This window comes from Peteryoungia algae (genome assembly GCF_030369675.1).
Lineage (GTDB): Bacteria > Pseudomonadota > Alphaproteobacteria > Rhizobiales > Rhizobiaceae > Allorhizobium > Allorhizobium algae.
Genome location: NZ_CP128477.1, coordinates 4,339,538 through 4,365,962, shown reverse-complemented (window position 1 = coordinate 4,365,962; position 26,425 = coordinate 4,339,538). Strand labels below are relative to the sequence as shown.

The following is a 26,425-nucleotide window of genomic DNA, read 5'->3' as shown; positions in this document are numbered from 1 at the left end:
TTGTCGAGGGAGGACAGCTTTGCGGCCGGTCGGTCGATGGCTTGCAGCCAGCGATATGAGACGCGCCCTGCCCAGCCTTACCCATGCCTGTCCCGGCTATCCTTCGGTGCCTCGGCGCGATCGTCGAGGCCGTAATCGCGCAGAACTTCGGCAACGCGCAGGCGATAAGCGGCAAACACCCCGCCACGGCCAGCGGCCTGGGCGGCGCGGTGTTCTTCGGTTTCGCGCCAGCGACGCACCGCCTCCTCGTCGCGCCAGAAGGAAAGCGACAGGAGCTTGCCGCGCGTCGTCAGGCTCTCGAAGCGCTCGACGGAGAGGAAACCGTCGGTCGCCTGCAAATGCTCGCGCAGTTCCCCCGCGAGATCGAGATAGCGGTGGCGCTCGCCGATGAAGGGCACCACCTCGAAGATCACGGCGATCATGGCTGCACCTTCGACGATGCCGGATGCGAGACGTTCTTGAGGAAGAGCCGATCCTCCGCCAGGATGAATCGGGCGTTTTTCGCAAATTCGTAATTGGCCTTGCCGAGCGGATCGGCGGCAAGCCGCGCGCGATACGCCTCATACGCCGCGAGATTTTCGATGTTGTAGATGCCGTAGGCCGTCGTCGCCGAGCCCTCATGCGGGGCGAAATAGCCGACGAGATCGGCGCCGCAGCGCGGGATCGCCTCGCCCCAGTTGCGGGCATAGGTGGCGAAGTCGTCGCGGCCGAAGGGGTCGATGCGGTAGCGGATGATGCAGGTGATCATGGATGGATCCTCGTTTCTTGCGAGGAGAGTCTTGCCATACCGCCGGCGGGTGATGCTTCGATCGGGGTCGAAGTCTCTCACGCGCTTTCTCACCCTCTACAGTTCGACCGGGACCGAAGCATTGTCTACACTGGACATGCACAATGTTGGCGAGCAAGGAGAAGATCATGGCGGAAGGACCGGACATTTCACGCATTGCCGCGCTGATCGGCGATCCCGCGCGCTCGAACATGCTGCTGGCACTGATCGGCGGCAAGGCGCTGACGGCGACGGAACTCGCCGGGGCGGCAGGCGTGACGCTTCAAACCGCGAGCTCGCATCTCTCCAAGCTCGAAGAGGGTGGGCTTTTGTCCCAACGCAAGCAGGGACGGCATCGCTATTTCGCGCTGGCCGACAGCCATGTCGGGGCAATGATCGAGAGCCTGATGAGCTTTTCGGCAACGCGCGGCCATCTGCGGCATCGCACGGGACCGAAGGAGCCGGAACTGCGCAAGGCGCGGATCTGCTACGATCATCTGGCCGGCGATTTTGGCGTGCGCATGCTGGACAGCCTGGTGGCGCGTGGAGCGATCCGGGCGGAGGACGAGGCGCTGACGCTGACGGCCGAAGGCGACAGGCTGCTGCGAGACAGAGGGCTCGATATCGGCAGCCTTCGAGCGAAACGGAGGCCCTTGTGCCGGGCCTGCCTCGACTGGAGCGAAAGACGCACCCATCTCGCAGGCGCTCTGGGAGCGGCATTGCTCTCGCATTTCCTCGACGCCGGCCTTGCACGGCGGGTGGAGGAAAGCCGGATCATTCGTTTTTCACGCGACGGCGAGCGGCAGTTTCTGATGCTCTTTCCCCTGCCCGACTGACCGATAGAGGCGGACCGGCAGGCCTTGCAAAGAAACCGACCATACGGTATCTTTTAATGGACACCCACAGCTGGAGCCGCGTCATGAACCCCACACTCACCGCCTATGGCGCGCTGGCCGCAGCCATCGTGCTCGAAGTCATCGGCACGACGCTTTTGCAGAAGTCCGCGCAATTCACCAAGCTCCTGCCGACGGCCGGCATGGTGATGTTCTATGTCGCCTCCTTCTATCTCCTGTCCCAGGCGCTGAAAGGCATGCCGCTCGGCATCGCCTATGCCATGTGGGGCGGGCTCGGCATTGTTTTGACCGCACTCATCAGCGTCTTTTATCTCAAGCAGAGCCTGGATCTGGCGGCCCTTGCCGGTATCGCGCTGATCGTGACGGGCGTGGTCGTGATGAACACGCTGTCGAGCACGGTGTCGCATTGATGGCGGGCGCTCCCTCCCCGACCGACGTCGCGTCCTCCGCCTATCATCGCAAGAAGCAGCCGGAGCAGGTGCGCCGGGCGCTTCTCGATTGTGCGGCCCAGATCGCTGCGGAAGACGGGGCAGCTTCGATTACCATCCAGGCGGTGGCGACGAGGGCCGGCGTCACCAAGGGCGGGCTCCTGCACCATTTCGACAGCAAGCAGGCGTTGCTCGCTGCCGTCTTTTCGGATCTGCTCGACAAGATGGACCAGGAGATCGACCGGACGCTGGCGGATGATCCGGTGGCGCGCGGGCGCTTCACGCGGGCCTATGTGCGGGCCTGTTTTTCCGACCGATTGCTGGGCGACCGCAGCCTGTGGGGCGCCCTGTCTGTTGCGATCGTCTCGGAGCCGGCGCTGCGCTCGCTCTGGTCTGCCTGGCTGGATGACCGCATGGCGCGACATGCCGAAACGGACGACGATCCGCATCTGATCGCCGTCAGGCTCGCCGCCGATGGCGTCTGGCTCGCCGACATGATGGAGAAGACGGGCGGTCTACAGCGCTATCCTCAGGATTTCGAAGCGGTTCTGCTGGCAATGGCGAAAGCTTGAGCGCCCGGTTCGGTTCGCCGATCCGCCAACAGGCCCGCGATGCGTGAGATGCGATTGTCCTTGCCCTCGTGATCGTGTAGGGAGCGGGCCTCCCCTGGACCACATGACGGATGTTTTCATGAGCGGCTTCGACCTCACCCTTTTCGATTGCGACGGCGTGCTCGTCGATTCCGAGATCATCGCGGCCAAGGTCGAATCGAAACTTCTGACAGAGGCGGGCTATCCGATCTCGGTCGAGGAAATGGGCGAGCGCTTCGCCGGCATGACCTGGAAGAACATCCTGCTGTCGATCGAAAAGGAAGTCGACATTCCCCTGTCGGCGAGCCTGATCGACAAGTCGGAACAGTTGCTCGACCAGCGGCTCGCCCGCGAGGTGAAGGCGATCGAGGGCGTACAGTATGCACTGGCCCGCATAACCGGTCCCCGCTGCATCTGCTCCAATTCGTCCTCGCAACGCCTCGACATGATGCTGACCAAGGTCGGGCTCAAGGAATTCTTCGCGCCGCATATCTATTCGGCCAAGGATCTTGGCGCCGATCGCGTCAAGCCGAAGCCGGATATCTTCCTGCATGGCGCAGCACAGTTCGGCGTGAGCCCGGGCAAGTGCCTCGTGGTCGAGGATTCCGTTCACGGCGTGCATGCCGCCCGTGAGGCGGGCATGCGTGTCGTCGGCTTTACCGGCGCATCGCACACCTATCCCTCGCATGCCGACAAGCTGACCGATGCGGGTGCGGAAACCGTGATTGCCCGCATGCAGGATCTGCCGGGCGTGATTGCCGCGATGGCGGAATGGGACGGCGTGTTCTGAGCCGAGCCGGGTTTTCGATCAGGTCCTGACCGTCAGCACCCCGGGCAGGATTTCCGCGACGAAGCCACCCCGGATCGGGGCCTCTCCGTCGACATCAACCGGGAACCTTGACGGATCCCGCGGCCTCACCTCGACCCGCCTTGCCTTGTGGAAGCTGAGGAGCGGATGGCCGACATGGCCCGCCTTGTGCAGGCGGGCGAGCAATTTCAGAAGGCCGATCACCTTCTCCTCGCGCATCACCGCCACCTCGAACATGCCATCGGCGACATCGGCCCCGGGCGTGATGTGCATGCCGCCGCCGAACCAGCCGCCATTGGCGATCGCAACCAGCGCCAGCCGTCCCTGATGCACCAGCATGCCGTCGACCAGAACCTCGAAATCATAGGGGCGGTAACGCAGGATCGCCAGGGCCGAATGGACGAGGAAGCGCAGCGGGCCGTTCAGGATGCGCGCCCGGCCGGGCGCGTTGACGGCATCGATGACCTCGCCGGAGATGCCGACGCTGGTGATATTGACGAAATGGCGGCGCTGCTCCGTGCCGGCTGTATCGCGAGAGATGAGCAATCCGGCATCGATCCGGCGCAGAGGTGCGCTTGCGATATGCTCGGCGAGGGCCATGGGATCGGTCGGCAGGTTGAAGTTGCGGATGAAATCGCAGCCCGTGCCGATCGGCAGGAAGGCAAGCGGCATGTCCGGGCGGGTCGATCCCAGCACGCCATCGACGACGTCGCTGATCGTGCCATCTCCGCCGGCGACCAGAACGAGATCATAGGGGCCAAGGGCCAATTCGCGGGAAAGCTTGCGGGCATCGCCGCCGGAGCGGCTCTCATGGATCTCGAGGTCCGGGAACCGGGCGCGAAAGGCGGCAAGCAACGGCGCCCATTGCTTGCGGCCAGACCGGCCTCCCGCAATGGGGTTTCTCACGACTGCAATTCTCAATCAGACCTCCCCTTGGGAGCCATTCCTTGCGGATGCCTCCCACTCCCCTGCCCGAACAGTCTGCAGAACCTGCGCACGCAAGCCACGTCCCGTTACCAGCCGATAGCTAGCACTCCTGGATTGATGAGAGCAAGGCAAGGCGGCGGGCGGCCCGATGCGTCGCACAGCCCGAGACGGCTGATCAGGGCTGCCGTCGACGATGTGTCGATGCGGTATGGCGTTCCGTCAGGCGGGGCTGACCGAAGAGCTTTTCGCGAAGCGGTCCCTCGCGATATTCCGTCTTGTAGAGGCCACGCTCCTGCAGGCGTGGCACGACAAGCTCGATCATGTCGTCAAAACATTCCGGCACGACCGTGCGAGAGAGGTTGAAGCCATCGACACCGGTTTGTTCGACCCAGTCCACCAGCCACTCGACCACCTGATCGGCGGAGGCGACCAAGGGCTGCTGGCGGCTGCCGAGCACCATCTGTTCGATCAGCTTGCGTTTGGTCCACGCAGGACCTGCGGCCCGGTCCATGGCCTTGATGTTGGAGGTGATCGCCTGGCTCTTGCCCGTTTCCACCGGTTCGTCCATGTCGAACTTGTCGAAGTCGATGCCCATGGAAGCGGCCGCATGGGTCAGCGCTGCCTCGGAGCTGACGTACCGCCTGTAATCCTCGAACTTGTCGCGTGCTTCCTTCTCGGTGCGGCCCGTGACGATGGTGGCGCCGAGGAAGACCTTGATGTCGTCGCCATGCCGGCCGAGGGTTTCCGCCCGGGCACGAATATCCGTGACGATCTCGCGCACGCCGTCCTTTTTCTGGCCATTGACGAAGACGCATTCGGCATGGGTGGCGGCAAACTGGCGGCCGCGCGGCGAGGAGCCGGCCTGGTACAGTACCGGCGTGCGCTGTGGCGAGGGCTCGCAGAGGTGGTAGGCGTCGACCTTGTATTGTCGTCCATGATGGTGGACGGGATGGACCTTGCTCGCATCGGCATAGACCTGTGCCTGCCTGTCGGCGACGACGGCCTGATCCTCCCAGCTCGCCTCCCAGAGCTTGTAGACGACCTCCATATATTCGTCGGCGAGATCGTAGCGGTCGTCATGGGCCATCTGGCCGTCCAGCCCGATGGCACGCGCCGCGCTGTCGAGATAGCCGGTGACGATGTTCCAGCCCATGCGGCCGCCGGTCAGGTGGTCGAGCGTCGCCATGCGGCGGGCAAACAGGAAGGGCTGTTCATAGGTAAGATTGGCGGTGACGCCAAAGCCGAGATGGCGGGTGACCGAGGCCATGGCGGGGACCAGCATCATCGGGTCGTTGACCGGCACCTGCACGGCACCGCGCAGGGCCGGCGCGGGGCTGCCGCTCAACACGTCATAAATGCCGACGACATCGGCGAGGAAGATACCGTCGAAAAGGCCGGCTTCCAAGCGCCTGGCATAGTCGGTCCAGTAGGCGAGGCTGTTATAGTCCATCGAGCGGTCGCGCGGATGGGTCCAGAGGCCCTGCTGGATGTGGCCGATGCAGTTCATGTCAAATGCGTTGAAACGGATCTCGCGTGTCACTACGGTTCCCCCAGCCACGGCAAGACAAGCTCACGGCTTGCCATTGCCTCGTCCTCTATCGTATTCTTTCGTCCACTATAGAAGACGCAGGCGCGCGTTTTGGCAAGGGCACAAATGACCGAGACCACAAGACTGGCTGAAACCTATGACGAGGGACGACAGGCGCGGGCGATTGCGGAGCGCGTCCGGGCGGAGCGTGACACCAGGTCCTGGTCGCTGGCCGAGCTTTCGGCACGGTCGGGTGTTTCCAAGGCGATGATCAGCAAGGTGGAGCGCTGCGAGGCAAGCCCGACGGCCTCCGTGCTCGGCCGGTTGTCCGGAGCCTTCGGACTGCCGCTTTCGGTTCTGCTTGCCATGGCGGAACGCGAGGGCGACCGTCTGACCAGGCGGAGCGAACAGCCGCTCTGGGTTGATCCGGAGACAGGCTATACGCGCCGCACGCTTTCACCGCCAAATGGCGGGCGGCTCGAACTGATCGAGGTGGTCTTGCCGGCGGGCGTGCGTGTCCCCTATCCGGCGTCCGCCTTCGGCTTCCAGCACCAGCAGATCCATATACTGGAGGGGGAACTCGACTTCATCGAGGGACTGCGAAGCCACCGGCTTTCGGCCGGCGACTGCCTGCAGCTCGGCGCGCCCGAAGACTGCGTCTTCGTCAACCGCACCGACAAGGCGACGCGTTATCTGGTGGCACTGACGGGACGAGGCTAAAGCCGGAGGATCCTGGCTCCGGAACTTACTTCTTCTTTGGCTGTTCGAAGCCGACATAGACGCGCGTCATGCCGGAAACATTTCCGGGTATGGTGACGGCCCGGCTGTAGACGAACTGGGCCGGCGTGTTCACGTCGGCGATCGTCACGGGATATTGTTCAAGTTCGTTGGACACTTCCTGGCCGCCATCGATCACGGTGATGCGGACGGGCAGATTGATCGTGCCGGCCTTGCCCTGGGGACCGGAGACGAGGCGACCCTGGATCAGTGCATTGACAGTGAGAGTGGTCTCGGTGCGGGAGCACGAACGCGTCGTGTCGGCGAGCGACGCCTGGAAGACGACCTGTTCGGCATCGCCGTCCTTGCCACGGGCATAAGAGCGGTAGGAGGCGGTGCCTTCACGCAGCGAAATCTGCGGGCAGAAGCCCTGCACGAAAGCCTGCTGGTCGGTGGCGACTGCGGGCGTGGCTGCGGATGTTGCCCCTGCCGGATCGGAAGAAGAAAGGCCGAGGCTGCTGCCGAGACCGCCGGCATTGCAGCCGGAGAGAACCATCATCAGCGAAACGGCGACAACGCCGCGCGACACGTTTACAGACACGAGACTTCACCTTCCGCATGCTCGGCAGATCAGCCGAAAAACAGTCAAACTTGAGGCTTTTCAGCGCCCTCGCGGATGGTCTATAGCAGCGACCAAGAGAAAAATCGATTGGGTAGCCGGCAATTTGAGTCAAAATTCGATTGCTTCGCAACAGCCAGACCACGGGCTGCCATCGGCAGGGCCAGGAAGGATTGCCGGGCTTGCGAAATCCTGCCCTCCGCACTGGCGCAAATGGGCAAACCTCTTTATCGGAAACGCCATAGATTTGGCGGCGCTTCGGCTCCGACCATCTGAACTATAGGGATAAGCGACGTGGAATATATCTCGACCCGCGGCGAGGCCCCGAGCCTCGGCTTTTGTGACGCGCTTCTGGCAGGCCTTGCCCGTGACGGCGGACTTTACGTCCCGCGCGAATGGCCGCAAATGTCGAAGAAGGCGATCCGGGGCCTGCGTGGCAAGTCTTACGAAGATGTCGCCTTCGAAGTGCTGCTGCCCTTCACCAATGGCGAAATCGAGCCACAGACCTTCCGGACGATGATCGACGAGGCCTATGCGACCTTCAAGCATCCGGCAGTCGCACCGCTCGTCCAGACCGGGCCGAACTCCTTCGTGCTCGAACTCTTCCACGGCACAACCCTCGCCTTCAAGGACGTGGCGATGCAGCTGATTGCCCGGCTGATGGACCATGTGCTCGAGAAGCGTGGCGAACGGGCGACCATTGTCGGCGCCACCTCGGGCGACACAGGCGGCGCGGCGATCGACGCCTTTGCCGGCCGCGCGCGGACCGACATCTTCATCCTCTTCCCGCATGGCAAGGTGTCGCCGGTGCAGCAGCGCCAGATGACCTCGTCGACGGACAAAAACGTGCATGCCATCGCCGTCGAGGGCAATTTTGACGACTGCCAGAACCTCGTGAAGGCGATGTTCAACGATGGAGCCTTTCGCGACCGCGTGAGGCTCTCTGGCGTCAACTCGATCAACTGGGCGCGCATCATGGCGCAGGTGGTCTACTACTTCACCTCGGCCGTGGCTCTCGGCGCTCCCGATCGCAAAGTCTCGTTCACCGTGCCGACAGGCAATTTCGGCGACATATTCGCCGGTTATGTCGCAAAGAAGATGGGCCTGCCGATCGACAGGCTGGTGATCGCCACAAACGACAACGACATTCTGGCGCGCACGATGAAGACCGGGCGCTACGAGATGAAGGGTGTCTCGGCCACGACGTCCCCCTCGATGGACATCCAGATTTCCTCCAACTTCGAGCGCCTGCTGTTCGAATCCTATGGCCGGGACGCCTCTGCCATCCGGTCGTCGATGGACGGTCTCAAGCAGTCCGGCGCCTTCGAGATCCAGCCGGAGGCGTTGAAATTCATTCGCAAGGATTTCCGCGCCGGGCGTGCGACGCAGAAGGAGGTGGCGAAGACCATTCGCGCCGTGCTCGACGAAACCGGCTATCTGCTCGACCCGCATACCGCCGTCGGCGTGCATGTGGCGAAGAAATTCGAGAAGCCGCAGAGCCCCATGGTGGTGCTTGCCACCGCCCATCCTGCCAAGTTCCCGGCGGCAGTAAAATCGGCCTGCGGTATTGACCCCGCGCTTCCGGCGTGGCTTGCTGATCTGATGGACAGGGAGGAGCGCTTCGAAGTCCTGCCCGCGGAACTCAAAGCCATTGAAAGCTTTGTCAGTGACCATGCGAGAGCTGTCAGGTAGGAAGCGCGGAAAGACGAACCATGAATGTTGAGTGCACCCGGCTTCCATCGGGTTTGACTGTCGTAACCGAGAACATGCCGCATCTGGAAAGCGTGGCGCTCGGAACCTGGATCAAGTCCGGATCGCGCAACGAGACGGAAGCCGAGCATGGAATTGCGCATCTGCTCGAGCACATGGCGTTCAAGGGCACGAACCAGCGTAGCGCCCGCCAGATCGCGGAAGAAATCGAGAATGTCGGTGGCGAAGTCAACGCCGCGACGTCGACCGAGACCACCTCCTATTACGCCCGCGTCCTGAAGGACAATGTCCCGCTTGCGGTCGACATCCTCGCCGACATCCTGACCGACAGCGTCTTCGACGAAGAGGAACTGGAGCGGGAAAAACACGTCATCCTGCAGGAAATCGGGGCTGCCGACGACACGCCTGACGACGTGGTCTTCGACCGCTTTTCCGAGCAAGCCTATCGCGGCCAGACAATCGGGCGCAGCATTCTCGGCACGCCGGAGACGGTCAAGTCCTTCTCGAGCGACCAGATTCGCGCCTATCTGTCGCGCAATTACACGACGGACCGCATGTTCGTCGTGGCCGCCGGCAAGGTCGATCACGACGCCTTCGTCAAGCAGGTGGAGCAACGCTTCGCCTCCTTGCCGACGAAGCCGTCCTCGACCCCGGTGATGGATGCCGCCCACTATACGGGTGGCGAGACGCGCGAGGAGCGCGATCTCATGGACACGCAGGTCCTGCTCGGCTTCGAGGGCAAGGCATATCACATGCGGGACTTCTACTGTTCGCAGATCCTCGCCAACATCCTGGGCGGCGGCATGTCGTCGCGGCTCTTCCAGGAAGTGCGCGAGATCCGTGGTCTCTGCTACTCGGTCTATGCCTTCCACTGGGGCTTTTCCGACACCGGTATCTTCGGCATTCATGCCGCGACCGGCGGCGAAGACCTGCCGAAACTGGTGCCCGTCATAATCGACGAATTGCGCAAGGTCTCCGACCATATCGACCAGCAGGAGATCGAGCGCTCGCGGGCGCAGATCCGCGCGCAGTTGCTGATGGGCCAGGAAAGCCCGGCCGCACGCGCCGGCCAGATCGCCCGTCAGATGATGCTCTACGGCCGCACCATACCGAACCAGGAAATGATGGAACGGCTTGCCGGCATTACGACCGAGCGCCTGACCGATCTCGCCGGACGCCTGTTCTTCGACACCACGCCTACACTTTCGGCGATCGGGCCTGTGGATCACCTCGTTCCGCTCGACGATATCAGGGGCGCGCTCAACTCGCAGCCAGCGGGCATCCGTAAGGCCGTCGGCTGACTGTCGCGGACACAGAACTCGACCGGCGGAGCCCTCCGCCGGATTTCGCTCGGGGATTGACGATGACGCGCTCGGTCTTTCGGTTTCTGTCCCGGCAGTCGGACATGCCGGAGCTTTACGGCGAACGGCATCTGCTTCGCCTGCCGCGGTTTCGCGATTTCGAGCCATGGCACCAGTTGCGCCGGGAAAGCCGCGCCTTCCTGCAGCCCTGGGAACCCACCTGGCGCAGCGACGAGCTGACAGAGCGAGCCTTCCGGCAGCGCGTCCTGCGCAATGAACAGGAATTTCACTCCGGCATGGCAGTGCCCTTCTTCCTGTTCGACCGGGAGGAAAACGCCTTGCTGGGCGGGCTTACCGTCGGCCTTATCCGCCGTGGAGCCGCTCAGAGCTGCATGATCGGGTACTGGATGGGCGAACGCCATTCGCGACAGGGCCACATGTTTGCCGCACTTCAGCTGGCTATTCCCTACATCTTCGGGCCGCTCGAGTTGCACCGTATCGAAGCAGCCTGTATTCCGGACAACGTCAACAGCCTGAGGCTGCTCGAAAAAACGGGATTTGAGCGAGAAGGTCTTTTGCGCGACTATCTGAAAATCAATGGAGAATGGCGCGACCATGTGCTGTTCTCCCGGATCGCCGCCCCCAAGGCGCGGAACGGCAAGACGTCCTCATGAGCATATTTGAACCCCTTTCGCGCGCCGCGCCTCGCCTGGCCGCCCTGTTTTTGGCTGCGCTTGTCGCAATGTATGTCGGCTTTTCAGCCTCGGCGGCGCTGGCGGTCGAACCGGTCAAGATCGCGCGCGACGACAATGCCCTCGACCTCACGGCGACCACGGAAATCTACACGAATCAGGGCGAGGCCTTCCAGGTCTCGACCGCCGCCGGTGCGGACGGCATCCGCCGGCGTATCGAGGTCCGCTCGTCTACCGAGGGACACCAGGGCGACTGGGCGGTCTTCGCTCTGGCAAACGTCTCGGAAGAACAGCTGGAGCGCGTAATCGTCGCGCCGCATTTCCGCCTCTCCGGTTCGAGAATGTTCTGGCCGGACCTCGGCTCGCAGCGGATCATGGCCATCACACCCTCGGAAGGCTTTGCGCTCGACCGTGTGCCGAGCGCGGATGCCGATGTCTTCCGCATTACGCTCAATCCGGGCACCGTGATCACCTTCGTTGGCGAACTTGCGACGCCGGAACTGCCGCAGATCTATCTGTGGGAACCCGACGCCTATAAGGATACGGTCAACGCATTCACTCTTTATCGCGGTATCGTGCTCGGCATTGCCGGGCTGCTCGCGGTCTTCCTGACCATTCTCTTCGTCGTCAAGGGCACGTCGATGCTGCCGGCCGCCGCGGCGCTTGCCTGGGCAGTGCTCGCCTATATCTGCGTCGACTTCGGCTTTCTCGAAAAGCTGATTACCCTTACCTCTTCCGACATTCGAATATGGCGAGCCGGCGCCGAGGTGGCACTCGCCTCCTCGCTCGTCATCTTCCTCTTCACCTATCTCAACCTCAATCGCTGGCACGTGCATCTCGGTTATGCGACGCTCGCCTGGATGCTGGGCCTCACCGTGCTCTTCGGGGTTGCGATCTTCGACCCCTCGATCGCCGCCGGCATTGCCCGCGTTTCCTTTGCGCTCACCGGCGTCGTCGGCATCGGCCTGATCGTCTATCTCGGCTTCAACCGCTACGACCGCGCTGTGCTCCTGGTGCCGACCTGGGTGCTGATTCTGGTCTGGCTGTTCGCCGGCTGGATGACTGTCACCGGCCAGCTCGACAACGACATCATCCAGCCGGCACTGGGCGGCGGGCTGGTGCTGATCGTGCTTCTGATCGGTTTCACGGTCATGCAGCATGCGTTCGCCGGCGGCGCCTATCAGCAGGGCCTGTTCTCCGATCTGGAACGCCAGTCGCTGGCGCTGACCGGTTCCGGCGACACCGTCTGGGACTGGGACGTGGCGCGCGACCGCGTCGTGACGAGCCCGGATGTCTCGCTCAGGCTCGGCCTGGCGCCGGGCACCATGCACGGGCCCGCCCGCAACTGGCTGCCGCGCCTGCATCCCGACGATCGCGACCGTTTCCGCGCCACGCTCGACGTGCTGCTGGAACATCGAAAGGGACGCCTCAGCCACGAATTCCGCATCCGCGCCGAAGACGGTCACTTCCACTGGCTGAAGATCCGCGCCCGGCCAGTGCTGGGTTCGAACGGGGAGGTCATCCGCTGCGTCGGCACGATCATCGACGTGACCGAGCAGAAGAACTCCATCGACCGGCTGCTTGTCGATGCCATGCATGACAACCTGACGGGATTGCCGAACCGCGAGGTCTTCCTCGACCGCCTGCAGGCGATCCTGTCGCTCGCGCCGACGTCGGAAAGCGTTCGGCCGACCGTGCTTGCCATCGACATCGACCGCTACAAGCAGGTCAACGATGCGCTCGGCATCGCTGCCGGCGACAACATCCTGATTGCCATTACCCGCCGCCTGCGCCGTCTCTTGAAGCCGCAGGATACGCTGGCGCGGCTTTCGGGGGACGAGTTCGGCCTGATCCTGGTGTCGGAACGCGACCCCGGCAAGATTGCCGACTTCGCGGATGCCGTGTCCAAGGCCATCATGGTGCCGCTCAATTTCGCCAACCGCGAAATCAACCTGACGGCCTCGATCGGTCTCGTCTCGTGGGTGGACCAGCAGGAAAGCTCGGCAAGCCTGCTCGCCGATGCGGAGCTTGCCATGTTCCGTGCGAAACGCGCCGGCGGCAATCGGGTCGAGCCCTTCCGCCCGGCCTTCCGCACCTTCAGCACCGACCGGTTGCAGCTCGAAACGGATCTGCGGCGCGCCATCGAGCGCAAGGAGCTGTCGATGGCCTACCAGCCGATCGTCAAGCTCACCAATGGCGAAATCGCCGGCTTCGAGGCGCTGATGCGCTGGGATCACCCGAAGCGCGGCACCATTTCGCCGACCGAATTCATCCCGATCGCGGAAATGTCCGATCTGATCGAGCCACTCGGCATGTTCGCCCTGGAGCGGGCGGCGACCGATCTGATGGACTGGGAGCGCCTGACGGGCGAACTGCCGATCTTCGTTTCGGTCAACCTCTCCTCGGCCCAGTTGATCTCCAGCGAGATCTACAACGACGTGCGCGCACTTCTGGTGAAGACCCAGTGCGATCCGAAACGGATCAAGCTGGAGCTGACCGAGAGCGTCGTCATGGAAAATCCGGAACAGGCGCGTCTAATGCTGGAGAAGCTGAAGGACACCGGAATCAGCCTGGCACTCGACGACTTCGGCACCGGTTATTCGTCGCTTGCCTATCTCACCCGCTTCCCCTTCGACACGATCAAGCTCGACAAGGCGCTCGTCTGCGACCAGTCGGACAAGAGATCCGTTCTCCTGCGCTCGGTCGTCTCGATGGCGCGCGGGCTCGACATGCAGGTGGTGGCCGAGGGCATCCAGACCGACCAGGACGCGGCCGACCTCGCGATGATGGGCTGCGACTTTGGCCAAAGCTATCTGTTCGGCCCGCCGCTCGGCTCGGAATCGGTGCTGAGACTTCTCAAGGAGCGCTTTCCGCTGATGAAGCGGGCTTGAGGCGGAAGGGCTTCACGTGCGCTGGAAGGCGACGTGAAGGCCAAGTCCGACGAGGATCGCGCCTCCTGCCCTTTGCAGATTGCGCTGCAGGGATGAGATCCGCGCCAAACGTCTGGTGACGGTGCTTGCCGCCATCACGCAGGTGATGTCGGCGACCGTGAACATCGCATTGACCCCCGTGCCGAGAATGACGAACTGCAGCCAGACCGGGAAGCTCGCGGCAGGATCAATGAACTGCGGCAGGAAGGCGAGAAAGAAAATCGCCGTCTTCGGATTGAGCACCTCGACAAACATGCTTTCCACGAACGCACGGCCAGCGGACTTCTGCGCCACCAGGTCAACGGGCGTTGCGCCAACCGCCCGGGCCACGCGGAACATGCGAATGCCGAGATAGATCAGATAAGCAGCCCCTGCCAGCTTCACCGCCAGATAGAGCGTTGGGACGACATGGAAGAGGACAGACAGACCAGCGGCTGCGGCGACCACATGCACGTAGCAGCCGACATGAATACCTGACGTCGCCATCAACCCTGCGCGGCGGTCCGCTGCAAGCGTCCGGGCCGCGACATAGAGCATCGCGGGGCCCGGGATGAAGGCGAAGACGGCCGTGGTGATAATGAAGGCAATGAGGATGTCGGTGGAGGGCATGGCCTGGGTCTCGATCGGGCCGGACCGGGTGGCCCGACACGAGGAGCATGACTGCCCTCTCTCAGCTTGCAAGCGGAAAGTGCGCAACCAGTGGATCTATCCCTCAAGCGTGTCCTGCATCCGTCGACAGCATGGCCGGATTGATCCCCATCAGGGCCAGCGCGCGATCATATTTGTTTTCGAGGCAGCGGTCGAAGATCAGGTCTTCGGTGGCGGCGCAGTTCAGCCAGCCATTCTGGGTGATTTCCTCTTCCAGCTGACCCGGGCCCCAGCCGGCATAACCGAGCAGCATGGTGGCGTGGCGGGGACCGCGACCATCCGAGATGGCGCGGACGATGTCGAGCGTCGCGGTCAGCGAGATGTCATCACTGACGGGGATCGAACTGTCGGAGAGGTAGTCATCGGAATGGAGCACGAAGCCGCGATTCTGCTCCACCGGACCACCGCACTGGATGGGGAAATGGCGGGCGTGATCGGGCAGCATGATGGCGTCGTTGCGGTCGATCAGCTCAAGATGCAACAGCAGGTCGGCAAAGGTCACCGATTGCGCGCGGTTGATGATGAAGCCCATGGCCCCGGCATCCGAATGGGCGCAGACATAGACCACGGCGCGGGCGAAATTGCCGTCCGCCATGCCCGGCATGGCAATCAGCAGATGCCCATCCAGCAAACCGCGTTCTCTCAGACTGGTTTTCGACGACAATGCCATGCCCGCCTCCCTGGTTTGCCCCTTGGGCAATCGGCTTCACGCGTGGTTCAGATGTGGTCTCCCATTCAAGATGGGGCAGAAGCGGGTTCCGATCAACCCAAAATGATGACCATGAAGCAAGCGTGACTGGCCAAGGCCACAGTGATCATCTAGAGCCGTTTTCATGATCGCCAGAACAGAAACGCCCATGTCTCTCTCCCGCCTGCTGAAAATTATCCCACGTGGCCGCCCGTTCGCGGTCGCGGCGGCTATCGGTTTCTTTTCCCTTCTGCCGGCCTCGCCGCTGATGGCTGCGAGCAGCGAATGGGCGGTGAACGAGGGCGGGCGGATGCGGCTGATCCTTCTGCCAGAGAGCGCCGACGGTCTGCGCCAGGGGGCGTTGGTGATCGAGCCCAAACCGGGCTGGATCACCTATTGGAAGGAGCCGGGCGATGTCGGCATTCCGCCTGCCGTCAAGCCGGCTCAGGGGGCTTCCTACAGCCTGGAGAGGCTGGACTTTCCTGTACCAAAGGTCCTGATGAACGGCACCATGACCGACGTGGGCTACGACAAGCCGGTCACCCTGCCGATCACCCTCAAGAATGCACCCGATACGTCCGGGGTGACGCTCAATACCTTCATCGGGGTGTGTCAGAATATCTGCATCCCCTTCCAGGCCGATCTCACTGTGCCGCCGAATGCGGATGGCGAAAGCCATGCGGCGGAGACGGCGCTCGTCGAAGCGGCGCGTGCGCAGGTTCCGCCCGGCCCTTCAAAGGATTTTCGTGTGCTCGGACACACCATGAGCGCTGATCGCAAGGAGCTTGTGGTTCGGGCGATCCTACCCGAGGGCCAACCGACACCGGAGGTCTTCATCAGCGGGCCGAGCGGCCATGTCTTCGTCAAGGCGCATGCGTCGACCGGGGACGCGGGCGAAACAGTCCTGACCGTACCGATCGGCAAGCTGCCGAAGAAATACGAGCTGGCCGGCAAGCATTGGGGCATCCTGATCGTCAGCGGCCCGCGTGCCATGGAAACCACGCTTGCCTTCGACTGACCTCAACCTATATTCGCGTCACTGCCGCACGGAGGGGTTCCGGGTGGTGCAAAGCAAGCGAGGACGACATTCATGACCATTGCCATCGGCGACAAGCTGCCTCAGGCGACCTTCAAGGAAAAGACAGTGGACGGCCCGGTGGAGATCACCACCGAAGATCTTTTTGCCGGCAAGAAGGTTGTCGTCTTCGCCGTGCCCGGCGCCTTCACCCCGACCTGCACCTTGAACCATCTGCCCGGCTACCTGGAGAACCGTGACGCGCTGATGGCGCGTGGCGTCGACGATATTGCCGTCGTGTCTGTCAATGACTGGCATGTGATGGGTGCCTGGGCGCAGCATTCGGGCGGCCTTGGCAAGATCCACTTCCTCGCCGACTGGAATGCCGCCTTTACCAAGGCACTCGGCCTCGATGCCGACCTTTCCGCCGGGGCTCTGGGTCTGCGTTCCAAGCGCTATTCCATGCTCGTCGAGGACGGCGTGGTGAAGAGCCTGAACATCGAAGAAAATCCAGGCCAGGCGACCGTGTCATCGGCGGCCAAGATGATCGAGCAGCTCTGATATCTGTGTGTCCGCATATTGAGCCGCGACGGAGCGATCCGCCGCGGCATTTCTTTGTTTGCCACCACGCTCAGGCTGGCGTGGATTTAGTCCGCGAACCGCGCAACCGGGCAAGCAACTTGATCGCCAGTGCGAGGAAGATCAGCACCATGGCCGGGAGGTAGGCGGTATCCATCACAAAACGCTTGCCGAAGGTCACGACAAAGGACGTCCAGATATACCAGGCACCGGCGCGGTGCAGCAGGCGCCATAGGCGCGAACCGAGCATTGCCGCCGTGCGGTCAAAGGATGTCGTCGCCATGGCAAAGATGAAGACATAGGCCAGACCACCGCTCACCAGCGTGCCGTAGTTGGTCAACTGCCAGAACAGTACTTGATCCTGTGTGGCCAGTGAAATGATAGCCATCAGGTGAATCGAGTGAGAGGCGGCGAAGGCAAGGCCGAGATAACGGCGGTTGCGCGACAGCCAGTGCGTGATGCGAATGGGCACCAAACGAACCAGCGACGAGGCCGTGAAGGCCGCGAGAAACAGGGCCACCGAACAGCGCGCCGTCCAGCGGATTACAAGACGCGAAGCCTCCACCGGGTTGGCCGCCAGAGCCAGCGCAACCGCAGTCATGATCAGCAATCCCCCCACCAGCAACAGGGTCAGTTTCCATCCTTCAAGTGCATTTTTCATCACCAAGCTCCTCATCACCTTCTATGTAATCACTGATTACATCAAACGCATTCAGACGCAATGAATGTAATCGACGATTACATAATCGTGATCACCTGCTATGCTTGTTTCATGTCGAACGATTCCCCCAAGCCCGCTCCTCACAATGCTCCGATGCGAAAGCGCTACCACCATGGCAACCTGGTGGATTCGCTCATTGCTGCTGCCATCGAGCTGATCGAGGAGAAGGGCGTCGAGCAATTATCGGTGCGGGAGGTTGCCAAGAAGGCGGGCGTTTCGCCGGGCGCACCGTTCCGCCACTTCAGCAACAAGACTGCGCTGCTGACCGCCGTCGCCGAGCAGGCAATTTCCAGACTGACGGACGCCGTGCAATCGGCCCTTGAAAAGGTCGACAACGACCTGCCCCTGGGAAGATTGCGAGCCATTGGACTTGGCTATCTGGAATGGGCGATTGCCAATCCCACCCATTTCCAGATCGTCAGCTCACGCTCGCTGATAGACTTTCATGGTTCCGAACGGCTGGTGCGGCAAAATAATGAGATTCGCCAGTTGATGGTAGCCCTGATCGCCGAAGCGCAGGCGCGGGGCGACCTGCGGGCCGGCGTGGCACCTGACGATCTGATCCTGTCATCGCGCGCCTTCATCTATGGCGTGGTGCGCATGTGGATCGACGGCCATTTCAAGGAGTGGCAGGTCGAGGGACCGCCTGATGCTGCCATGCATCGGGCGCTGGACCTCTTCATTGCGCTGTTGTCGGCTGCGCCTGCGCAGAACTGAGGCTTTACGTCCCTGCCCTGCCTGCAACGTAAGGCTTCAGGTTTCCAGGTCGAAGACGAGGATGCCGGCCAGACCTCCATCCGTCGCGCTGACAATGCGCTCGCCCACTTCCACATGTTTCGGATGCTTCAGATAATAGTCGCGGACCATCTCGTCCTCGAAGGTGACGATGAAGCCGTCATTATAGCCACTGCTCAGGCCTTCCGGCGACACGTTCGAGCCGGACTTCACCTCAAGCATGCCCGGCACCACGTCCTTCAAATCGGCGATCGCCGCATAGATCGCCTGCTTTTCGCCTTCCTGGACAGCGGCCTTGAAGCGCAGGAATACGCAGTGCTGGATCATGGATGTCTCCCGTCGGTGATTTTGTGGCGAGCATAGGGAGAACGGGCGAAAGGGCAAGGGCGGTCGCGCCGCCCCTTCTCCCTCATCCGCTCACTTCACCAGAAGCGACCGCGTGACACCCGACGTCTTGAAGGGCTCCATGCCGCGGCGGGCGAGTTCGTCGGCGCGTTCATTTTCAGGGTGGCCGGCATGGCCCTTGACCCAGTGCCACTTAACCTTGTGGCGCTGATTGGCAAGGTCGAGCGCCTGCCAGAGCTCGCCATTCTTGACCGGCTTCCTATCGGCGGTCTTCCAGCCGTTCTTTTTCCAGCCGAAGATCCACTTGGAGATGCCGTCCATGACATATTTGCTGTCGGTGTAGAGATCGACTTCGCAGGCATCCTTCAGGGAATTGAGCGCCGTGATGGTGGCGAGCAGTTCCATGCGGTTGTTGGTGGTATCGGCCTCGCCACCGAAGAGTTCCTTTTCGGTTTCGCCGTAACGCATCACGGCCCCCCAGCCTCCGGGGCCTGGATTGCCCGAGCAAGCGCCGTCTGTGTAGATTTCGACATGTTTCATGCGATCAGTCCGTATTCCGAGGCATTGGTGACGGCGCGGTGGAAGCGCAGCTTCTTCAGATATTCGAGCGGGTCCTTTTTCACCACCAGGGCACCTGCCGGCGTTGTCAGCCAGTCATAGAGGCGGGTGAGGAAGAAGCGCAGCGCAGAGCCGCGACACAGGATCGGCAAGGCCTCGATCTCGGCAGCAGAGAGCGGCCGCACCGACTGGTAACCCTCGATCATCGCCTTGCCCTTGGTGATGTTGTAGGCGCCATCCTTCTCGAAGCACCAGGAATTCAGGCAGATCGAGAGGTCGTAGACCAGCAGGTCGTTGCAGGCGAAATAGAAGTCGATCAGCCCCGACAGCGTATCGCCGAGGAAGAAGACGTTGTCCGGGAAAAGGTCGGCATGGATGACGCCCGAGGCCAAATCCTTCGGCCAGTGGGTGGCGAGGAAATCGAGCTCGGCGCCGATCTCGGTTTCCAGCCCCTCCTCCACCTCGTCGGCGCGGGCTTCGGATTTTGCCCAGAGCACGTGCCAGCCTTCGAGCGAAAGCGCGTTCGGCCGCGTCAGCTCGAAGCCCTCGCCGGCGATGTGCATCCTGGCGAGGGCTGCGCCCACTTCGCCGCAATGCTGCGCTTCGGGCTTTCTCAGCCACATGCCCTCGAGGAAGGAAATCAGCGCGGCCGGACGGCCGGAAAGTTCGCCCAACAACGCCCCATCCTTGCGCGGCAGGGGGAGCGGACAGTTGAGCCCGCGCTCGGAGAGATGGTGCATGAGCCCGAGAAAGAAGGGCAGATCGTTTTTGTCGACCCGCTTCTCGTAGAGCGTCAGGATCAACGGGGACTTGGACGTGTGGAGCAGGAAGTTGGAATTCTCGACCCCTTCGGCAATACCCTTGTAGGAGGTCAACTCGCCCGCATCATATTGCTCGAGAAAGGCCTTCAGATCGCCTTCGGAAATGTCGGTATAGACTGCCACAGCGATTTTCCCGTGCTGCTTGGAATGAAGCTGAACGCATAGCGCGCGGGATCGGCAAGTGCCAGTCCTCAAGCGACATCCGGCACAGGAAATGGGCGAAGTGAGGATCGCGACCTCACCTCGCACACATATGCCGGGTGCCGGTTTTCGCTTGCGCCATACACCACGGGCCTGCCGGGGCGCAGCCCCTGGTGATACCGACGACTACCTTGCCAGTGCGGCTGCGGCAAAGAAATCTTCCGGCCCCTCGACTTCGATCAGGCGCTTTCGTTCGATCTGCCAGAAGCGGTTGCCGATGGCGCGGACGAAACTGCGGTCGTGCGAGACCAGCAGACAGCTCGCCTGATGCTGCATCAGCTCGCTCTCCAGCACCTCCTGCCCCTCGATATCGAGGTGGTTGGTCGGTTCGTCGAGCAGGAAAAAATTCGGCTCCGCAAGCCTCAGCACCAGCATGCCGAGCCGCGCCTTCTGGCCGCCGGACAGGCGACCGATCGGGCGCGCCTGCATATCGATGCTCATGCCCGCACCGGCCAAGAGCGCCCGTGCCCGCTGGTCGCCGATATCGAAGCGGTGGATGATCGCCTGCATCGGCGTGTCGCTGTCGCGGAGATCGGCAAGCGCCTGGTCGCCGTAGCCCAGCACCAGCGATGGCGTCGCCTTGATGCCGTCCTGGGCGATCTCGGGCATGTCGATCGCCTTGCGCAGCATGGCGATGAGGCGGGTCTTGCCGACGCCATTGGCGCCGAGCAGGACAATCCTGTCGCCCTGGCAAATGAACTGCTTGCCGGTGCGAAACAACGCGGCGCCATCGGGAGCAAGCACTTCCGCATCGTCCAGCGTCACCAGAACCTTGGCATGGGTACCGCGATTGGCAAGCCTGATGGCACCGGCCGAGCGTTCGAGATGAGCCGGTTTGGCTGCATCCTCGAGCCTTTCGGCCCGCTCGCGCAGTTGCTTGGTCTTCACCACCAAAAGGTCGCTGCCGGAATTGATGCCGATATTGTTGAGCTTGGCGGCCTGCTTGCGCAACTGATCTGCCGTCTTCATGTCACGCTCGTAGCGACGCGCATCGGCCGCGTCCGCGTCCTCCAGCGCCGAACGCGCCCGCGAATAGGCAAGCGCGAAGACTGGCGACTGCTCGGCGCGCAGGAAGACGGTGCGGTTGGTGACGGCATCGAGAAAGGCGCGATCATGACTGGCGAGGATCACCGGCACGTCGCGCGGCAGTGCATTCAGCCACGCCTCGAGGGCAGCGATCTTGCCGAGGTCGAGATGGTTGGTGGGCTCGTCCATCAGAAGCACGTCCGGCTCGGTGACCCAGACGCGCGCGATCAGCGCCATGCGCTGCCAGCCGCCACTCAGTGCCTTCAGCGGTCGCTGGTGGAATTCAACCGGTACGTCGAGTTCACCGAGCACCACATCGACGCGCCAGCTCTCGCTTTCGGCCTGTTCGGGCGAAAGCGCATCCAGCACAGCGTCGTAGAAGGTGAGATCCAGCAGATGCTGCGGCACGTTCTGCTCGACATAGCCGATGGTCACACCGCGCGCCTTGGTGATCTCGCCTTCGCTCGGATCAAGCGTACCGGCGATGCACCGGAACAGGGTCGACTTGCCACGGCCATTGGCGGCGGCAAGGCCGATGCGATCGCCGGCATTGACGACAAGGTTGAGGTTGGAAAACAGCGGGCTCGACAGGGTGACGCCGAGATTACGGATATTGATCAGGGACATGATGGTTCTCTGGTCTTGCCGCGCGACGGTCCGGACAGGCCTTTCGCCTTGTCCAATGGATGTCGCTGCGGTCTAAAAAACATGCAGGGCGCGAGCCGGAACGGCTTGGCGCTGCGGGCCATGAGGGGCAGACCAGGAGAAGGTGTCGCTGAGAAACGGTCTCTGATCAGCCCTGCAAACGCATTTGCAGGGCCGGGACGGGACCACGTTGCCGGTTGAACCGGAAATAATGACTGTGCACGGGATCCCTCCTTTCTTTTAAACCGTAATGACAAATCTACAGGATGGCCGGGGTGGAAGGCAAGATACTAGCTCAGTTGCAGCGCCTCAGCCATTCACCCAGGCCATGTCCTCGCGGGTCAGTTCCACATCGCGCAGTTCCCGGTTGACGAGGAAGTGCTCGTTTTCTTCCGCCGTGATCGCCAGTTCCACATTGGCGTCGAAGCGCTCGCGGAAGGCCTCGATGATCTCGTCGACGATCACCTCCGGGGCGGAGGCGCCGGCGGAAATGCCGAGCGTGCGGATCTCGCCGATATCGGCCCAGTCGATTTCGGAGGCGCGCTGCACCAGCAGAGAGCGGGTAGCCCCTGCCCGCAGGGCCACTTCGACGAGACGCTTGGAATTCGACGAATTCGGTGCGCCGACGACAATGAAGAGATCGCAACCCGGGGCTGCGTGTTTGACCGCTTCCTGTCGGTTGGTGGTGGCGTAGCAGATGCTGTCGGCAGAGGGCGCGGTCAGGTTCGGGAATCGCGCCTTGAGCCTGGCAATGACCCCGGCGGTGTCATCGACCGAGAGCGTGGTCTGGGTGACGTAGCCGAGATTGTCAGGATCGGCGGGCTGATAAAGATCCGCTTCCTCGACAGTCTCGACCAGCGACACGGAGCCCTCCGGAAGCTGTCCCATGGTGCCGATGACTTCCGGATGGCCGTCATGGCCAATCAGGATGACATGGCGGCCGAGGCGCTGGTGGCGCATGGCCTGCTTGTGCACCTTGGACACCAGCGGACACGTGGCGTCGAGATAGAAGAGATTGCGGCTTGCCGCATCTTCCGGCACGGATTTCGGCACGCCATGGGCGGAGAAGACGACCGGCTGCTGGCGGTGTTCTGCGGGGATCTCGTCGAGTTCCTCGACGAAGATGGCACCTTTGGCTTCCAGACCTTCGACGACGTAGCGATTGTGGACGATCTCGTGGCGCACATAAACCGGCGCGCCGTAGCGCTTGAGAGCCAGAACGACGATCTGGATGGCGCGGTCGACACCAGCGCAGAATCCGCGCGGGCCGCAAAGCCTGATCGTCAAAGGGGGGCGGTTCAGGTGCATGTTCATCGGATCAACCGGCAATCAGGACAGCAGATAGGGCGAGAGCTGCGGGGAGCGCCTGGATGACGAAGATCTTCCGCGAAGCCGTTGCACCCCCATATAGGCCCGCGACCAGCACACAGCCAAGAAAAAACAACTGGATCTGATAGCCAAGGCCAAGATCGGGGTGCATCAGGCCCCAGATCAGGCCGGCTGCGAGGAAGCCATTGTAGAGGCCCTGGTTTGCCGCCATGACCTTGGTCGCTTCTGCCTGCTCAGGCTTCATGCCGAAGGCGCGGCGCCCGGTCGGGGTGGTCCAGAGGAACATCTCCAGGATCAGAATATAGATGTGTTCGAGCGCGATGAGCGCGACCAGCGTGGAGGCGAGATAGGACATGCAGTTTCCTTCGCGACGGCGGTCTCTTCACCGTCTTCATCCGGAACTTCTAGCGGAAAATATTCGGCGGCTCTATCGGGATTTCCGACGGACGAGGCCCGCAAGCGCCACCGCGACCAGCGCAAAGGCAAGGCCATACCAGGTAATCACATATTGCAGATGGTTGTTGGGCAGGTCGATCTGGGTCACGCCACCCTTTGGCAGACCGCCTGGGACCGGCGTCGAATCGGCATCGAGGAAGAAGGGCAGCACGCGCTCGGCCGGCAGGCCAACGGATGCGGCCATGCGGGCGCGATCCTTCCAGTAGAAGATATTGGCTCTCTCGTCATTGTCGGGCACCAGCGAAGACGGCTTCTCCGTGAGTTCCGCCCTGGCGAGACCTGTTACCTTCTGCTCACCCTCAACCAGGCTCTCCGGACGGGTTGCAGGATCCTTGCGGTCATAGGGGACAAAGCCCCGGTTGACGAAGAGGTAGCGCCCGTCGCCAAGTTCGAGCGGCGTGTAGAGGTAAAAGCCCGACTGACCCTGGAACGTCGCGAGGAAATGGCGTTCCTTGTCGTTCAGATAGCGGCCACTTGCCATCGCATGGCGATAGTCGACCGCATCGCCTGATGCCAGCAGGCGTTCCAGTTCAGCGATATCGACGGGCGCAGCGGTGCTGCGTTGCTGGATGTCGGAAAGAAGAGCTTCCTTCCAGTGAAGCCGGCTGACCTGCCAGGTTCCCAGTGACAGAAGGATGACGAGCGCTATTGGGACAAGCACCAGGGCAGCCCAGAAGCGCCAGGTGCGGCGGCCCCCCTCAGTCTCCTTGCCCATCCGCGTGTCAGCCACGGTCGATCACTCCGGGAGAGGCATTGTGCTTGTATTGCAGGGCGATCAGCAGCGCCTTCAGGAAGCGCATGAGCCAGAGGGTGAGCGCCACGCCGAGCGGGGCGAAGACCAGGATGTGGAGCCACATCGAGGGCTGGTAGGTGAGTTCCACCCAGACGGCAAAGCCGACGACCAAGAGGTCGGCGAGAAGGATGACGAAGATCGCCGGGCCATCGCCCGCGTCCACCCAGGAGAGATCAAGGCCGCAGGAATTGCAGCGTGCCTTGGGCTTGGTGAAGCCGTCAAAGAGCTTGCCATTGCCGCAGCGCGGGCAGGACGCGGTGAGTGCTGCCTTGACCGGATCTACCGGCGGAAATTTTGCATTGTCTTCGGCCATCGGACCTCTCCTCGAAGGTATTCCCTATCCCCGCCAACCCTTAGCGCATGCGAGGGTTCCCTCACAGCGCCGGATCGTCGCATGCCGGAAAGCACAAAGGGCGGCTTGCGCCGCCCTTTGATCGAAACCTGCCCGGATCAATGGGCGAGCGGTGCACCCCAATCGCCCCAGATATAGATGGCGAAGAAGAGGAACAGCCAGACGACGTCAACGAAGTGCCAGTACCAGGCGGCAGCTTCGAAGCCGAAATGCTGCTGCGGGGTGAAGTGGCCGGCGAGCGCACGGAACAGGCAGACGATCAGGAAGATCGTGCCGACCAGAACGTGGAAGCCATGGAAGCCGGTCGCCATGAAGAAGGTCGCGCCGTAGATCGAATTCTTGAAGTCGAACGGCGAGTGCATGTACTCGTAGGCTTGGACGAACGAGAACAGGATGCCGAGCAGAACCGTCAGGACGAGGCCGGAGACAAGGCCCTTGCGATCATTGTGGAGCATCGCATGGTGGGCCCAGGTCACGCAGGTGCCGGACAGGAGAAGGATGACGGTGTTGTAGAGCGGCAGGTGCCAGGGATCGACGACCTCGATGCCCTGCGGCGGCCAGGTGCCACCGGTAAACTCGACGCGGCTCGCCTGGATCGCTTCGTTGGCGAAGAGGCTGGCGTCAAAGAAGGCCCAGAACCAGGCAACGAAGAACATCACTTCAGACGCGATGAACATGATCATGCCGTAGCGCAGATGCAGCGAGACGACACGCGTGTGGTGACCATCATGCGCTTCCTTGATCGTGTCTGCCCACCAAGCGAACATGGTGAAAAGCACGATGGCGAGGCCGATGTAGAACACCCAGGGGCTGGCGAAGTTGAGGCCGAACATGTTCAGCGAGCCGCCGTTCAGGTAGCGCATGTAGCCGACGCCGCCGAAGGTCAGCAGGAAGGCGCCGATCGAGGCCAGCAGCGGCCAGGGGCTCGGATCGATGATGTGGTAGTCGTGGTTCTTCTGGTGCGCTTCGGCCATTTCAGCAATCCCCGAATGTCAATTTCATTACGAGTTCCGGCGAACCGGATCCCTCTCACAGTTTCGGCTGTCCCTTGTCTTCCCCGACCGACAATGCGGCCACCGGCTCCTGATCATCGCGCGGATAGAAAGTGTAGGACAGGGTAATCGTTCCGATGCCCTTTGTCTCCTCCGCCTCAACGATGGCGGGGTCGACGAAGAAGACGACCGGCATTTCGAGTGTCTCACCCGGCTGCAACGTGGTCTCGGTGAAGCAGAAGCACTGGACCTTGTTGAAGTAGGCGCCGGCTTCGCCGGGCGTGACGTTGAACACAGCCTCGCCCGTGACCGGATGCGGCGAATTGTTCGTCGCGGTATAGGTGATCTGGACGGTCTCGCCGATCTTCGGCGTCACCTTCTTGTCGACCGCCTTGAAATCCCAGTTCAGGCCGGCAGAGGCATTGGCGTCGAAAGTGACGTTGATGGTGCGATCGAGCACGAGGTCAGACATCTGCTCGACGCGCTGGGTCGTGCCGCCGTAGCCGGTGACCTGGCAGAAGAGCTGGTAGAGCGGCACCGCCGCATAGGCCATGCCGACCATGGCGCCGACGAAGACGACGCAGGCCGAAGCCACGCCGACATTGCGGCGGCTGGATTGCTTGATATGGTCGTTCGGTGCGGTCACGATCT

The 26,425-nt window shown here is 62.3% G+C and carries 30 protein-coding genes; 12 read left to right on the top strand and 18 right to left on the bottom strand.

Annotated features, from left to right (window positions below; genetic code table 11):
• Positions 1-77 precede the first annotated feature (77 nt).
• Both QTL56_RS20735 and QTL56_RS20730 read right to left on the bottom strand, forming a co-directional pair.
• Positions 78-422 (bottom strand): antibiotic biosynthesis monooxygenase family protein, encoded by a 345-nt coding sequence (locus tag QTL56_RS20735; RefSeq protein ID WP_245135283.1) that lies wholly within the window; start codon positions 420-422, stop codon positions 78-80.
• Positions 419-748, bottom strand: a complete 330-nt coding sequence (locus QTL56_RS20730) for an NIPSNAP family protein (protein WP_245135282.1) — start codon at positions 746-748, stop codon at positions 419-421. The genes QTL56_RS20735 and QTL56_RS20730 overlap by 4 nt, the downstream gene beginning before the upstream one ends.
• A gap of 167 nt (positions 749-915) precedes the next feature.
• On the opposite strand from QTL56_RS20730, the gene QTL56_RS20725 reads away from it, so the two are divergent.
• From QTL56_RS20725 to QTL56_RS20710, 4 genes are all read left to right on the top strand, one after another.
• Positions 916-1,602, top strand: a complete 687-nt coding sequence (locus tag QTL56_RS20725; RefSeq protein WP_229572735.1) for an ArsR/SmtB family transcription factor — start codon at positions 916-918, stop codon at positions 1,600-1,602.
• 83 nt (positions 1,603-1,685) lie between these two features.
• Entirely contained in the window at positions 1,686-2,030 is a 345-nt protein-coding gene (locus QTL56_RS20720; protein WP_245135281.1) for a DMT family transporter, read from the top strand.
• Complete coding sequence (locus QTL56_RS20715) at positions 2,030-2,620, top strand: TetR/AcrR family transcriptional regulator (protein ID WP_229572737.1); 591 nt, start codon at positions 2,030-2,032, stop codon at positions 2,618-2,620. The genes QTL56_RS20720 and QTL56_RS20715 overlap by 1 nt, the downstream gene beginning before the upstream one ends.
• A 118-nt stretch (positions 2,621-2,738) precedes the next feature.
• Positions 2,739-3,428 carry an HAD family hydrolase gene (locus QTL56_RS20710; RefSeq protein ID WP_229572738.1) on the top strand — a complete coding sequence of 230 codons (690 nt, stop codon included), beginning with the start codon at positions 2,739-2,741 and terminating at the stop codon, positions 3,426-3,428.
• 18 nt (positions 3,429-3,446) lie between these two features.
• On the opposite strand, the gene QTL56_RS20705 is transcribed toward QTL56_RS20710, so the two are convergent.
• Positions 3,447-4,352 (bottom strand): diacylglycerol/lipid kinase family protein, encoded by a 906-nt coding sequence (locus QTL56_RS20705; protein ID WP_245135280.1) that lies wholly within the window; start codon positions 4,350-4,352, stop codon positions 3,447-3,449.
• 196 nt (positions 4,353-4,548) lie between these two features.
• Positions 4,549-5,913 carry an LLM class flavin-dependent oxidoreductase gene (locus QTL56_RS20700; RefSeq protein ID WP_229572740.1) on the bottom strand — a complete coding sequence of 455 codons (1,365 nt, stop codon included), beginning with the start codon at positions 5,911-5,913 and terminating at the stop codon, positions 4,549-4,551.
• A gap of 114 nt (positions 5,914-6,027) precedes the next feature.
• Here QTL56_RS20700 and QTL56_RS20695 point away from each other — a divergent pair, with 114 nt between their 5' ends.
• Positions 6,028-6,621 (top strand): helix-turn-helix domain-containing protein, encoded by a 594-nt coding sequence (locus tag QTL56_RS20695; protein ID WP_245135279.1) that lies wholly within the window; start codon positions 6,028-6,030, stop codon positions 6,619-6,621.
• Positions 6,622-6,646: 25 nt separating this feature from the next.
• Here QTL56_RS20695 and QTL56_RS20690 read toward each other — a convergent pair whose 3' ends face one another.
• A complete protein-coding gene (locus QTL56_RS20690; RefSeq protein WP_229572742.1) occupies positions 6,647-7,219 on the bottom strand; it encodes a hypothetical protein in 573 nt (190 codons plus the stop codon).
• A 303-nt stretch (positions 7,220-7,522) separates the two neighbouring features.
• On the opposite strand from QTL56_RS20690, the gene thrC reads away from it, so the two are divergent.
• From thrC to QTL56_RS20670, 4 genes are all read left to right on the top strand, one after another.
• Positions 7,523-8,929, top strand: coding sequence for a threonine synthase (gene thrC / locus QTL56_RS20685; RefSeq protein ID WP_245135522.1), 1,407 nt, complete (start codon positions 7,523-7,525; stop codon positions 8,927-8,929).
• A 20-nt stretch (positions 8,930-8,949) separates the two neighbouring features.
• Positions 8,950-10,248: a M16 family metallopeptidase gene (locus QTL56_RS20680; RefSeq protein ID WP_229572743.1), complete on the top strand. Its 1,299-nt coding sequence runs from the start codon at positions 8,950-8,952 to the stop codon at positions 10,246-10,248.
• 62 nt (positions 10,249-10,310) lie between these two features.
• Entirely contained in the window at positions 10,311-10,922 is a 612-nt protein-coding gene (locus tag QTL56_RS20675; RefSeq protein WP_245135278.1) for a GNAT family N-acetyltransferase, read from the top strand.
• Entirely contained in the window at positions 10,919-13,831 is a 2,913-nt protein-coding gene (locus QTL56_RS20670) for an EAL domain-containing protein (protein ID WP_370660315.1), read from the top strand. The genes QTL56_RS20675 and QTL56_RS20670 overlap by 4 nt, the downstream gene beginning before the upstream one ends.
• Positions 13,832-13,843: 12 nt before the next feature.
• Here the strand turns inward: QTL56_RS20670 and QTL56_RS20665 are convergent, their stop codons facing one another.
• Positions 13,844-14,479 (bottom strand): LysE family translocator, encoded by a 636-nt coding sequence (locus QTL56_RS20665; RefSeq protein WP_245135277.1) that lies wholly within the window; start codon positions 14,477-14,479, stop codon positions 13,844-13,846.
• A gap of 103 nt (positions 14,480-14,582) precedes the next feature.
• Positions 14,583-15,188: a YqgE/AlgH family protein gene (locus QTL56_RS20660; protein ID WP_229572747.1), complete on the bottom strand. Its 606-nt coding sequence runs from the start codon at positions 15,186-15,188 to the stop codon at positions 14,583-14,585.
• A gap of 163 nt (positions 15,189-15,351) precedes the next feature.
• Between QTL56_RS20660 and QTL56_RS20655 the strand changes: the two genes are divergently transcribed.
• Entirely contained in the window at positions 15,352-16,224 is an 873-nt protein-coding gene (locus tag QTL56_RS20655) for a protein-disulfide reductase DsbD domain-containing protein (RefSeq protein ID WP_245135276.1), read from the top strand.
• A 72-nt stretch (positions 16,225-16,296) separates the two neighbouring features.
• On the top strand, positions 16,297-16,782 hold the full coding sequence (locus tag QTL56_RS20650) for a peroxiredoxin (RefSeq protein ID WP_245135275.1): 486 nt from the start codon (positions 16,297-16,299) through the stop codon (positions 16,780-16,782).
• Positions 16,783-16,852: 70 nt separating this feature from the next.
• On the opposite strand, the gene QTL56_RS20645 is transcribed toward QTL56_RS20650, so the two are convergent.
• Complete coding sequence (locus QTL56_RS20645; RefSeq protein WP_289393333.1) at positions 16,853-17,461, bottom strand: hypothetical protein; 609 nt, start codon at positions 17,459-17,461, stop codon at positions 16,853-16,855.
• A gap of 153 nt (positions 17,462-17,614) precedes the next feature.
• On the opposite strand from QTL56_RS20645, the gene QTL56_RS20640 reads away from it, so the two are divergent.
• The gene (locus QTL56_RS20640) at positions 17,615-18,238 is read left to right on the top strand and encodes a TetR/AcrR family transcriptional regulator (protein WP_245135271.1); all 624 of its coding nucleotides are present in this window, start codon (positions 17,615-17,617) and stop codon (positions 18,236-18,238) included.
• 36 nt (positions 18,239-18,274) lie between these two features.
• Here the strand turns inward: QTL56_RS20640 and QTL56_RS20635 are convergent, their stop codons facing one another.
• The 10 genes from QTL56_RS20635 to QTL56_RS20590 form a co-directional block, all read right to left on the bottom strand.
• Complete coding sequence (locus QTL56_RS20635; protein ID WP_245135269.1) at positions 18,275-18,583, bottom strand: Dabb family protein; 309 nt, start codon at positions 18,581-18,583, stop codon at positions 18,275-18,277.
• A gap of 90 nt (positions 18,584-18,673) precedes the next feature.
• The gene (gene rnhA / locus QTL56_RS20630; RefSeq protein WP_229572751.1) at positions 18,674-19,141 is read right to left on the bottom strand and encodes a ribonuclease HI; all 468 of its coding nucleotides are present in this window, start codon (positions 19,139-19,141) and stop codon (positions 18,674-18,676) included.
• Positions 19,138-20,103, bottom strand: coding sequence for a homoserine kinase (locus QTL56_RS20625; protein ID WP_229572752.1), 966 nt, complete (start codon positions 20,101-20,103; stop codon positions 19,138-19,140). Before QTL56_RS20625 ends, rnhA begins: the two co-directional genes overlap by 4 nt.
• A 204-nt stretch (positions 20,104-20,307) precedes the next feature.
• Entirely contained in the window at positions 20,308-21,834 is a 1,527-nt protein-coding gene (locus QTL56_RS20620) for an ABC-F family ATP-binding cassette domain-containing protein (RefSeq protein ID WP_245135268.1), read from the bottom strand.
• A 327-nt stretch (positions 21,835-22,161) separates the two neighbouring features.
• Entirely contained in the window at positions 22,162-23,166 is a 1,005-nt protein-coding gene (gene ispH, locus QTL56_RS20615; RefSeq protein ID WP_245135265.1) for a 4-hydroxy-3-methylbut-2-enyl diphosphate reductase, read from the bottom strand.
• 4 nt (positions 23,167-23,170) lie between these two features.
• Positions 23,171-23,536, bottom strand: coding sequence for a DUF1304 domain-containing protein (locus QTL56_RS20610; protein ID WP_245135263.1), 366 nt, complete (start codon positions 23,534-23,536; stop codon positions 23,171-23,173).
• A 72-nt stretch (positions 23,537-23,608) separates the two neighbouring features.
• On the bottom strand, positions 23,609-24,352 hold the full coding sequence (locus tag QTL56_RS20605; RefSeq protein ID WP_245135517.1) for an SURF1 family protein: 744 nt from the start codon (positions 24,350-24,352) through the stop codon (positions 23,609-23,611).
• 7 nt (positions 24,353-24,359) lie between these two features.
• The gene (locus tag QTL56_RS20600) at positions 24,360-24,743 is read right to left on the bottom strand and encodes a DUF983 domain-containing protein (protein WP_229572756.1); all 384 of its coding nucleotides are present in this window, start codon (positions 24,741-24,743) and stop codon (positions 24,360-24,362) included.
• A gap of 137 nt (positions 24,744-24,880) precedes the next feature.
• On the bottom strand, positions 24,881-25,756 hold the full coding sequence (locus tag QTL56_RS20595) for a cytochrome c oxidase subunit 3 (RefSeq protein ID WP_229572757.1): 876 nt from the start codon (positions 25,754-25,756) through the stop codon (positions 24,881-24,883).
• A 55-nt stretch (positions 25,757-25,811) separates the two neighbouring features.
• Positions 25,812-26,420, bottom strand: a complete 609-nt coding sequence (locus QTL56_RS20590; protein ID WP_370660314.1) for a cytochrome c oxidase assembly protein — start codon at positions 26,418-26,420, stop codon at positions 25,812-25,814.
• Between the last annotated feature and the right edge of the window lie 5 nt (positions 26,421-26,425).

Bases quoted from the DNA above. Each gene is read 5' to 3' on its own strand.
- QTL56_RS20670 (WP_370660315.1), top strand. From the start codon at position 10,919: ATGAGCATATTTGAACCCCTTTCGCGCGCCGCGCCTCGCCTGGCCGCC.
- QTL56_RS20660 (WP_229572747.1), bottom strand. From the start codon at position 15,188: ATGGCATTGTCGTCGAAAACCAGTCTGAGAGAACGCGGTTTGCTGGAT.
- QTL56_RS20640 (WP_245135271.1), top strand. From the start codon at position 17,615: ATGCGAAAGCGCTACCACCATGGCAACCTGGTGGATTCGCTCATTGCT.
- QTL56_RS20635 (WP_245135269.1), bottom strand. From the start codon at position 18,583: ATGATCCAGCACTGCGTATTCCTGCGCTTCAAGGCCGCTGTCCAGGAA.
- QTL56_RS20610 (WP_245135263.1), bottom strand. From the start codon at position 23,536: ATGTCCTATCTCGCCTCCACGCTGGTCGCGCTCATCGCGCTCGAACAC.
- QTL56_RS20680 (WP_229572743.1), top strand. From the start codon at position 8,950: ATGAATGTTGAGTGCACCCGGCTTCCATCGGGTTTGACTGTCGTAACC.
- QTL56_RS20730 (WP_245135282.1), bottom strand. From the start codon at position 748: ATGATCACCTGCATCATCCGCTACCGCATCGACCCCTTCGGCCGCGAC.
- QTL56_RS20645 (WP_289393333.1), bottom strand. From the start codon at position 17,461: ATGAAAAATGCACTTGAAGGATGGAAACTGACCCTGTTGCTGGTGGGG.
- rnhA (WP_229572751.1), bottom strand. From the start codon at position 19,141: ATGAAACATGTCGAAATCTACACAGACGGCGCTTGCTCGGGCAATCCA.
- QTL56_RS20735 (WP_245135283.1), bottom strand. From the start codon at position 422: ATGATCGCCGTGATCTTCGAGGTGGTGCCCTTCATCGGCGAGCGCCAC.
- QTL56_RS20600 (WP_229572756.1), bottom strand. From the start codon at position 24,743: ATGGCCGAAGACAATGCAAAATTTCCGCCGGTAGATCCGGTCAAGGCA.
- QTL56_RS20725 (WP_229572735.1), top strand. From the start codon at position 916: ATGGCGGAAGGACCGGACATTTCACGCATTGCCGCGCTGATCGGCGAT.
- QTL56_RS20695 (WP_245135279.1), top strand. From the start codon at position 6,028: ATGACCGAGACCACAAGACTGGCTGAAACCTATGACGAGGGACGACAG.
- QTL56_RS20655 (WP_245135276.1), top strand. From the start codon at position 15,352: ATGATCGCCAGAACAGAAACGCCCATGTCTCTCTCCCGCCTGCTGAAA.
- QTL56_RS20720 (WP_245135281.1), top strand. From the start codon at position 1,686: ATGAACCCCACACTCACCGCCTATGGCGCGCTGGCCGCAGCCATCGTG.
- QTL56_RS20710 (WP_229572738.1), top strand. From the start codon at position 2,739: ATGAGCGGCTTCGACCTCACCCTTTTCGATTGCGACGGCGTGCTCGTC.
- QTL56_RS20620 (WP_245135268.1), bottom strand. From the start codon at position 21,834: ATGTCCCTGATCAATATCCGTAATCTCGGCGTCACCCTGTCGAGCCCG.
- QTL56_RS20715 (WP_229572737.1), top strand. From the start codon at position 2,030: ATGGCGGGCGCTCCCTCCCCGACCGACGTCGCGTCCTCCGCCTATCAT.
- QTL56_RS20675 (WP_245135278.1), top strand. From the start codon at position 10,311: ATGACGCGCTCGGTCTTTCGGTTTCTGTCCCGGCAGTCGGACATGCCG.
- ispH (WP_245135265.1), bottom strand. From the start codon at position 23,166: ATGAACATGCACCTGAACCGCCCCCCTTTGACGATCAGGCTTTGCGGC.
- QTL56_RS20665 (WP_245135277.1), bottom strand. From the start codon at position 14,479: ATGCCCTCCACCGACATCCTCATTGCCTTCATTATCACCACGGCCGTC.
- QTL56_RS20605 (WP_245135517.1), bottom strand. From the start codon at position 24,352: ATGGGCAAGGAGACTGAGGGGGGCCGCCGCACCTGGCGCTTCTGGGCT.
- QTL56_RS20595 (WP_229572757.1), bottom strand. From the start codon at position 25,756: ATGGCCGAAGCGCACCAGAAGAACCACGACTACCACATCATCGATCCG.
- QTL56_RS20650 (WP_245135275.1), top strand. From the start codon at position 16,297: ATGACCATTGCCATCGGCGACAAGCTGCCTCAGGCGACCTTCAAGGAA.